Source organism: Mesorhizobium sp. LNHC229A00, from assembly GCF_000502415.1.
Classification (GTDB): domain Bacteria; phylum Pseudomonadota; class Alphaproteobacteria; order Rhizobiales; family Rhizobiaceae; genus Mesorhizobium.
Map to the genome: position 1 here is coordinate 1 of NZ_AYWQ01000155.1, position 567 is coordinate 567.

Annotated in this window: 1 protein-coding gene; it reads right to left on the reverse strand. The window is 55.7% G+C overall.

What is annotated here, in order from left to right; translation table 11 throughout:
• The coding region (locus X742_RS140230; RefSeq protein ID WP_023775672.1) for an extracellular solute-binding protein at positions 1–567 on the reverse strand (567 nt) is incomplete at both ends.

Below are 567 nucleotides of genomic sequence, written 5' to 3' on the forward strand. Positions count from 1 at the left end.
TTCGCGGTCGGGAACTGACCGATCTTATCCTTTGGCAAGAGGGCACTAAGATCCGGGCTGGTTCCGGTATACGAAATGACGGTCGCCGCCACAGCCTGATTCTCCGGCATAGTCATCTCGTGCAGCAGCTTCATCGCGGCAGCCTTTTGCGCCGGGTTGGCGCCGCGCGGGACGGCGAAGAAGCTGAGATCGATCAGACCTTGGTTGAATGAGTAGTCCAGCTTCGGCTCGGTGGTGACCCGCCCTGACCATGCGATAGCATACTGAACTTCATTGTCATTCAGGAGTTGGGGCGGCTGGGCACCGGTGGACCACCAGACGGCAACCTCGGGGCTAAGCTTTTTCAAACTCTTGAAGGCTCGGTCAAGATCGAGTGGATAGAGCTGTTCAGGCTTAACGCCGTCGGCCAACAAGGCCATCGGAATAGCATAAAATGCAATGTCCGGGAGGGCGCGCTTACCCGGGAAATCTTTGACATTCCAGAAATCGGCCAAGGTCTTTGGCGCCTTGGCGTCCTTACGCCACGTCATGATTGTTGAATAATACTCATATCCCAGTGCGTAATCA